Genomic DNA, 4331 nt, shown 5'->3' with positions numbered 1-4331 from the left:
CGTCTGCCTGCGTCCCTCGCCGAGGCGCCGCTGGCCAGGGCCTCACTGCTCGTCCAGGAAGACCTCATCCTGATGCGCCGTGGCGACAGCGGCTGGCGGCTGGTTGCCGGCTCGCTCTGCTTTCCCTCGTCCTGGTCGCTCTTGGAAAAATTCGGCAAGCCGCTGCAGGACATCCACGCGCCGGTGCCGGGTTTCGGCCCGGGCACGCGTCCGGCGGAACTCATCAACCGGATGTTCGATGGCCTCCAGGGGCAGGCGGTCGAGCGCTACAACTGGTCGATCCAGTCCGACAACGCGCTCTACCATCCGCTTTCCGACCTGCAGCGCATCGACCGCGCCACCAACCGGCCGTCGCGCTTTCCCGATGGCGACATCGACGCCCATGCCTTCATCCGCGTCGAGCGGCAGACCCTGCGCAAACTGCCTGTTTCACGCGATATCCTGTTCACCATCCGCATCCATCTCGACCCGCTCGCCGTGCTGGCCAGGCACCCTGATCGGGCGAAGCTCGCGGCGTCTTTCGCCGCCCAGCTCGAAGCGCTCGATCTCGCCCAGCTCGATTACAAGGGCCTGACCGCAGACCGCGATCGGCTGGTCGACCGGCTCGGGGGGCTGGCGCTGTCCTAAATCGCGGCCAAGCCCAGCAGCAGGATCGCGGACATCGCGGTAAAGACGGTGACGTTGACATCCCACCGCCAACCCGCCGGTCCGAACGGCGGTCGGAATGGCAGGTAGCCGTTCTCGTCGTAGAGCACGCCGCCATAGATCGGTCGTGAGAGCATGGCCACGAAGAACGCTCCATACATGGCCACGCCCAATCCCCCGGCGAGATAGAGCCGCTCGGCTTGGAGTGGGCCTCCAATCCAGATAAGCCCCAGCGCAATCAGCGCGACTCCGGTGTAGCTCAGCACCTGCCAAACGACGTGAAACCGGGCGTGCGGAGTCCACAGCGGATTGGTGGCGTGGGTGGCGTTGAGGTCGGCTTTGATCGTCACCACACCGTAACCCACGGTCGCGACGCTCAGCAGAATTCGGGCAAGCAGATGACTGTCGTAAGCGAGTTCCATCGCACTTTCCTCCTTCACTAGGGAAATCGATGACGGCAATTCAGCAGATCGTAATCCGAAGTACTTCACCTAGGAAACAGCAGTATGCCGGTCGATGCCGCACTTTGCCGGCCCCGACGCGGGAGCGTCACGCAGGCGAAACGGCTTGAATGGCGCCTTGGGCACAGAAGAGCTGCCCGTCGGCCAGCCGCGCATAGTTGTGGACGATCCCTTTCTCATGATCCTGCAACTGCACGATGAAGTTGCCGCTCTGCTCCGTCCAGCTCATGAGCACGAGGTTCGGGCGTACGCTGGTCATGTCGATCTTGACCACCTCGTCAATTTTGGTGGCTCCGATCGACGCCTGCACATGTAGTTCGTCCGGCGAGAAAAACGTCAGCCGGGGTACGAACGGGCCGAAAACGCAGTCGAAAGTCTTACCGACAAGCGAGGCGGGAAAAACATTGGTTTCTGCCATAACACCCTCCCTGGGCGTGGCCGTTGGGACCAAGCCATTTGACGATCTTCGATGTTTCAGTCGCGAAAATGCCAGATACGCTTACTTGGAGCGCTCCAAGTGATACGATCCGCCCTTTCCACTTTCGAGTCAACAAAATTCTTGGAGCGCTCCAAAAAATGGTCTAACTGAAGGGAAATGGGTGAATCGCAATGCCAACGCTAGCCGACGTGGGCAAGGCTGCCGGTGTCTCCCGGGGCACTGTTTCCAACGTCTTCAACCGGCCGGAACTGGTTAGGCCTGAGTTGCGCCAACGTGTCGAAGCGGCTGCGCGAGCGCTTGGATTTGGCGGCCCCGATCCAAAGGGTCGATTGCTGCGGGATGGCAAGTTCAATGCCATCGGGTTCATGCCACCTGGCGCCTACGCCATCGCCGAGGTGATGAGAAGTCCCTATGGCCGCGAGCTGGTGCTGGGCGTTTCGCTCGCCTGCGACGAGGCCGGAACGACGCTCAGCCTTGTAAACGGCACCGATAATACCCGCTTCGCCAGCATCCGCGAGGCCCTCGTTGACGGCTTCATCCTTGGTCACAGCGGGGACATCGGTCTCATAACATCGGCACAACGGCGGCGCCTGCCCTTCGTCATTCTCGAAAGCGACGCAGGTCCCGACATCAATTCGATAAAGATCGACGGCAGGAGGGGCGCGGTCGCTGCCGTCCGGCATCTGACTGGGCTGGGACACCGACATTTTGCCATCCTGTCTATACGGAGAACTCCAGGCCCTCCGATCGTGCACATGCCCGGACAGGCAAAGCGCCCGCTTCTTGCCGGCTTCTCACTCGATGACGAAAGGCTTGACGGTTTCAAACAGGGCTTGGCGGAGGCGAACCTGTCGATCGACGATGTCCCGATCATCGAGACGACGCCCGGCGATCCATCTGCTGGAGCGGTGGTGTTCGACAATGTGCCTGAAGCAACCGCGATCCTGACCATGTCGGATTGGCAGGCGATCACAATACTCGACGAGGCGGTTTGTCGCGGCATAGAGGTGCCGGGCCACGTGTCGGTCATTGGCTTCGATGGCACTGCTGAATCCGCGCGCACCACACCTCCGCTGACGACTGTCGCGCAAGACGTGATCGGAAAAGGCAGGCTCGCCGCCCGCATGGTTCTTGACAACCAACCGCCCCGCCAAGTCGTTCTGCCCGTGGAGTTAGTCGTTCGGGCGTCCACAGCTGCGCCGAGGGCAAAAATCCGTTGAACGGACGGGGCACGTCGCTTGCGCTTGGCGAATGAGCTAACTTCGGTTCGGATAGAGCCACTCATCCACGGTTTTGGCCTTAACCACGTAGCCAACGCAGCGTAGCCGCTGGTTGGCGCTTTTCGCTGGTTTGTGACAATGATCTGTGATGTAGCGCATGGCCGCCGGGCAAAAAATCCCCGGCTTGCGCATGTTTTCCCAGTTTCCTGGGTTTTGAAGGAGTGCTCGATAAAATGGCGAATGAAAACTGGCCCGTTTACGGTGAGATCAGCGGCCCTGTCGTGATGATCGGCTTCGGCTCGATCGGCCGGGGAACGCTGCCACTGATCGAACGCCATTTCCAGTTCGACAAGTCGCGCATGACGGTCATCGACCCGCGCGACACCGACCGCAAGCTGCTCGACGAGCGCGGCATCGCCTTCGTCCAGGAAGCGGTGACCGAGAAGAACTACAAGAAGCTCTTGACCCCGCTTCTGACCAATGGCGGCGGCCAGGGCTTTTGCATCAACCTGTCGGTCGATACCGGCTCGGTGGATCTGATGCGGCTCTGCCGCAAGCTCGGTGTTCTCTACATCGACACCGTCGTCGAGCCGTGGCTCGGCTTCTATTTCGACGCCAAGGCGGACAACGCCAGCCGCACCAATTACGCGTTGCGCGAGTCGCTGCTCAAGGAAAAGCACGACAAGCCCGGCGGCGCCACGGCGGTCTCCACCTGCGGCGCCAATCCAGGCATGGTCTCGTGGTTCGTCAAGCAGGCGTTGGTCAATCTCGCCACCGATCTTGGCCTGGAGTTCTCGGAGCCCGCGCAGGACGACCGCGAGGGCTGGGCCAAGCTGATGAAGAAGGCCGGCGTCAAGGGCATCCACATCGCCGAACGCGACACCCAGCGCGCCAAGAAGCCGAAACCGATGGATGTGTTCTGGAACACCTGGTCGGTCGAAGGCTTCATCTCCGAGGGCCTGCAGCCCGCGGAACTTGGCTGGGGCACACACGAGACATGGATGCCGAAGAACGCCAAGAAGCACAAGCACGGCTCGAAGGCAGCCATCTATCTGGAGCAGCCGGGCGCCAACACGCGCGTGCGCTCGTGGTGTCCGACTCCCGGCGCGCAATACGGCCTGCTGGTGACGCATAATGAGGCGATCTCGATCGCCGATTTCTTCACCGTGCGTTCGAAGAAGGGCAAGGTCCAGTACCGCCCGACCTGCCACTATGCCTATCATCCCTGCAACGACGCGATGCTGTCGCTCGACGAGATGTTCGGCGCCGCCGGCAAGCCTCAGCCGGTGCATCATGTGCTCGACGAGAACGAGTTGATCGACGGCGTCGACGAACTCGGCGTGCTGCTCTACGGCCACGACAAGAATGCCTACTGGTACGGCTCGCAACTGTCGCTCGCCGAGGCGCGCAAGCTGGCGCCCTACCAGAACGCCACCGGCATGCAGGTCACCTCGGCGGTGCTCTCGGGCATGGTCTGGGCGCTGGAAAACCCCGAGGCCGGCATCGTCGAAGCCGACGAGATGGACTACAGGCGGTGCCTGGAAGTGCAGTCCCAGTATCTCGGAC

General features: G+C 61.8%; 5 protein-coding genes. 3 read left to right on the top strand and 2 right to left on the bottom strand.

Annotation, left to right across the window (positions count from 1 at the left end; genetic code table 11):
- A partial coding sequence (locus tag EN749_RS31650) for a DUF3445 domain-containing protein (protein WP_145991079.1) occupies positions 1–627 on the top strand: 627 nt, incomplete at its 5' end.
- Here EN749_RS31650 and EN749_RS31645 read toward each other — a convergent pair.
- Both EN749_RS31645 and EN749_RS31640 read right to left on the bottom strand, forming a co-directional pair.
- Complete coding sequence (locus tag EN749_RS31645; RefSeq protein WP_127268297.1) at positions 624–1067, bottom strand: hypothetical protein; 444 nt, start codon at positions 1065–1067, stop codon at positions 624–626. The two genes, EN749_RS31650 and EN749_RS31645, sit on opposite strands and share 4 nt — an antisense overlap.
- 127 nt (positions 1068–1194) lie before the next feature.
- Positions 1195–1524, bottom strand: coding sequence for a hypothetical protein (locus tag EN749_RS31640; protein WP_128364634.1), 330 nt, complete (start codon positions 1522–1524; stop codon positions 1195–1197).
- Positions 1525–1874: 350 nt separating this feature from the next.
- On the opposite strand from EN749_RS31640, the gene EN749_RS31635 reads away from it, so the two are divergent.
- Both EN749_RS31635 and EN749_RS31630 read left to right on the top strand, forming a co-directional pair.
- A complete protein-coding gene (locus EN749_RS31635) occupies positions 1875–2765 on the top strand; it encodes a substrate-binding domain-containing protein (RefSeq protein WP_245491535.1) in 891 nt (296 codons plus the stop codon).
- A 233-nt stretch (positions 2766–2998) separates the two neighbouring features.
- Positions 2999–4331 (top strand): homospermidine synthase (locus EN749_RS31630; protein ID WP_128364632.1); only part of this gene is annotated, 1333 nt, incomplete at its 3' end.

The sequence above is a fragment of the Mesorhizobium sp. M7A.F.Ca.ET.027.02.1.1 genome (genome assembly GCF_004022985.1).
GTDB lineage: Bacteria > Pseudomonadota > Alphaproteobacteria > Rhizobiales > Rhizobiaceae > Mesorhizobium.
This window is presented reverse-complemented; position numbering and strand designations above follow the sequence as displayed.